General features: G+C 26.9%; 2 protein-coding genes and 1 pseudogene. All 3 read right to left on the reverse strand.

Annotated features, from left to right (window positions below; translation table 11 throughout):
- Nucleotides 1-540: 540 nt before the first annotated feature.
- Nucleotides 541-1,393, reverse strand: a pseudogene (locus tag L21TH_RS13370) (tyrosine-type recombinase/integrase).
- A 348-nt stretch (nucleotides 1,394-1,741) separates the two neighbouring features.
- A complete protein-coding gene (locus tag L21TH_RS13375) occupies nucleotides 1,742-2,284 on the reverse strand; it encodes a hypothetical protein (protein ID WP_006317547.1) in 543 nt (180 codons plus the stop codon).
- A 25-nt stretch (nucleotides 2,285-2,309) separates the two neighbouring features.
- Complete coding sequence (locus L21TH_RS13380; protein ID WP_006317549.1) at nucleotides 2,310-3,464, reverse strand: amidase domain-containing protein; 1,155 nt, start codon at nucleotides 3,462-3,464, stop codon at nucleotides 2,310-2,312.
- Between the last annotated feature and the right edge of the window lie 571 nt (nucleotides 3,465-4,035).

Raw genomic sequence — 4,035 nt, forward strand, 5'->3', positions numbered from 1 at the left:
CGTCTAAATAAAAGATCAGATTAGATTGCCGTGTAAATGTTGACTATGCATCTCGCCAAAAATTAACTTATTACATTTATATTTATATCACATTTGTGAACTACTCACCACTTGCTTACGCTGAAGTGAGAGCTTCTAGTATCATGTACTAGAACTTTTCCTGTTTCCTAGAGCTCAGCCTCTATATAGCAAAGTCTTATTTGCTCTCTACAGGCGTAATTTCTCCTCGCCCCATGGTAGATAACGATATTATTGGTTTCTTTAGTGCCAGGGATATTTTACGCAAGGAAGTCAATGCTTGGTTTTCGATATTATAGGATTCTCCTTGCATTCTTACATATATCCAGTTATCAAAGAACTATAATATTTACATTATATCATAAAATGAATGATATCGAATCATCGATTTTATAGTAATTACATCTTCCACTTGTAGAGAATAGTAGACTAACGCATTTGTAGTTAAAAAATATACAGTGTTTTTATAAAAAAAGTTTATAAATCTGATATATAAAAATAAAGGTAGGGTTTAATCTACCTTTATTTTGTTAATTTCTCTACAGCTTCACGCTTTTCCTTTTCAGTTGCTAGAGTATATCTATAGGTTGTATTAATATCACTGTGGCCAGCAAGTTCTGCGACTGTACTTATAGATTCTCCTAATGTCAGTAAGTCATGACAAAACTGATGCCTTAATATATGAGGATGAACTTCTACGCCTGCAAGTTTAGCATATTTTTTTATAATTCTAAATACTCCTGACCTAGTCATAGGTCCACGTTCTCCAATTAGTAATTTGTTACTCTCTGAAAAAGGTCTTACTTGAAGATAAGAATTTATGGCTTTCCTTACCTCTATATTTCTCCCCTTTTCCTCTTCTAATGATAAGTGTGCCTTTTCTATCAGTTATTTTCAAATCATCTAGTTCTATATTACACAATTCAGATACCCTAATTCCTGTATTATAAAGCAATTCAAATATCATTATAACTTTATTATCTTTACTTTTGTAAAATTCCCTTCTTAATCTGTAAAGCTCATTCTTTTCTAATACCTTTGGAGCTTTATTATTATTTTGTACTTTAACCTTCTTCACATTTTTAGCTGGATTATTTTTTATTAAACCTCTAGCTATAAGAAATTCAAAAAATAACACTATAGATGACAATTTCTGATTAATTGTTTGAGGAGATTGCTTTTTTACTGTTAATAAATGTCCTTTATATTGCCTAACATCAAGTTCAATTACTTCATTTGGAACAAAACCATCTATAGTAGCATTTATCATAAAGTTTTTAAAATCTTTAATTGCACATACATAAGCTTCTATTGTATTCCTGGTTTTATTACTTTTTTCCTTTAAATAAATTTCAAATTCTTTTATATAATTCATTGATATTTCTCCTTATAATAATTTTATGTTGCGAATTTTTTTATCTTTATTCAAACTTTTCTTATATAAATAAGATCTCTTTTAATATGAACTGGCAACATAATACATATTATGTGTTTAATTTATGTTGACAATGATTTAAACATTGTCAAAAAACATGATAAATATTTTTATTAATGTATATCCAAATATAATTTTTTCGGAAAATATCAAATAATAATATTTTATAAAAGTATTAAATCTTTAAAATTGTATAATTAAAAGCTCAACAATCAAGTTTTTATTGATTGTTGAGCTTTTAATTATACTGTAAATTTCTATGTTTTTTTTATTTAATATTGCATCTTTCTACTTAAATTCATTATCAACCTGTTTTTGTATTGTCTTTAAATCTAGTTCTGGTAATTTTTTATCTATTAATACTTCAAAAACTTTCAATCCTGAATAACTATGACTTATTATTTTCCAATTATTATTATATTTTTTTAATTCAAAAACATTTTCTCCTGAACTGATGAAAGGTGGATAAGCTTGTTGTTTATCTAGGTTTATTTCTAATATCACTTTGGCATAATCATTTTTTATATCTATACTTTTATAGTTAAATGTTAATGGAAAACGCCTTTTTTCTACATAACCATATCCTTTTTCATCAATGTACTTCCTACGAATAGCTAGAGTTTTTAGAGCAATTACTTTATTGCGATTTTGTATTTTACTCATATCCAAGTAAGGTGTTATATCCTTATATTTCATTTCTAAATAAGAATCATACTGGGTATTATAAAACGATTCAATTGTATCTTTAATAGTATCAACATCTGATTTTATTTGATAATTACAAGAGGATAAGAGTAATAATATTAGCAAAAGTTTCAAAATCTTTTTCATAATATTCTTTCTCCTAACCTATTAACTATAGTATTTCTCTAAAATAACTTGGATTAAAAAATCTTTTACTACCACTATAGTCTGAGTAATAATAATATTTATTGGGACTATGTTGAGCAAATTTTAGTGTATCTTCATCTACCAATATAACAGTATGATCATAATCACTATCAGATTCAAAGTCTATTTGCATAATTCCACCTTCATTTAAAGAACTTACACTGCTAACTACGCTAACTCTTGGTCCTGGTGTATCTATAGATTTGTACCCGGTCATATAATTCCAAAAATAATTTACACTTTCCCAGTTTCTTGATCCACCGCCAGAACCAGCATACCATCCTTCTGAATATGTTGAGCCTGAAACCATCATTTCTTTATTAGCTATATCTTCTGTTGTGTCATTTGCTCCAAAACCATACCATAAAACTTGTGAAGCAAAATTAGTACAATCACCGCCACTAGTACTTGCTTCATAAAATTTTATATTACCATTTATAACATATTTATTTGCATAGTAAACTCCTCTAGATGAACTATAATAATGATTTTCTGCTGGTAAACTTAGAACTCCAACTTCACTCTGTTCTTCGTCTTCATTGTAGTTTTTATATTCCTTTGTTTTATCAATTGCATATTCTTTATCAATTGTTTTAAACAATTCATCTTTTTTCTTTTCTAATAATAGTTTTACTTTTGAACTTTCAAACATTTTCAAACCTATATAATCATGTTCTATAATCTTCCATGTATCATTATACTTTTTTAAATAAAAAATATTTTCTCCAGAACTGATGAAAGGTGGATAAGCTTGTTGTTTATCTAGGTTTATTTCTAATATCACTTTGGCATAATCATTTTTTATATCTATACTTTTATAGTTAAATGTTAATGGAAAACGCCTTTTTTCTACATAACCATATCCTTTTTCATCAATGTACTTCCTACGAATAGCTAGAGTTTTTAGAGCAATTACTTTATTGCGATTTTGTATTTTACTCATATCCAAGTAAGGTGTTATATCCTTATATTTCATTTCTAAATAAGAATCATACTGGGTATTATAAAACGATTCAATTGTATCTTTAATTGTATCTTCATTATTTAGAGTTGAAGCCATAGAAAAGGTGTTGATAAATAATAATGTTATACATAACACTATCGTAATAACTTTTTTCATAATACACCCTCCTTAATATTTTTCGTAGTGTCAAAAGTTTAGAGCAAAATTGACACTCAAATATTTAATTTTATACTTATTTACTAAGTAGCCCATAAATAAACTAACTATGCTTGGCGGCATTTATTTGAGTTAGTAGGCTTTTTTCATTTGATGCTCTTGGATATAACATAATCTCACCCCTTTCTTATATCTAAATAAACATAATACTTACTAAACTTTTATCCTCTCAATCCCCCATGGTCTTCATCATCTAACTCATATATAATGCCCTGTGCTGTTACGTTATTGTTAGTTGTCTTCGGTAAATCAAATACTGTTGCTAAATTAAACATTAATATTACTGCTATAATAAAGGAATGTACTTGTCTATATTTATATAATGCTATTTCATATAATCCTTATTTACTATTAACTTTATTATAATTTATTTTCTATTATTTGTAAATAGTGTTTATTTAGTACATTTGTACCATTGTTTTTGTATGGTGTTATTATATGCATAGTCTACAGATTAAAGATAACTTTTTTCACGTTCTATAGACCTAATGAATACAATAATATATGCAAT

The organism is Caldisalinibacter kiritimatiensis, assembly GCF_000387765.1.
GTDB lineage: Bacteria > Bacillota > Clostridia > Tissierellales > Caldisalinibacteraceae > Caldisalinibacter > Caldisalinibacter kiritimatiensis.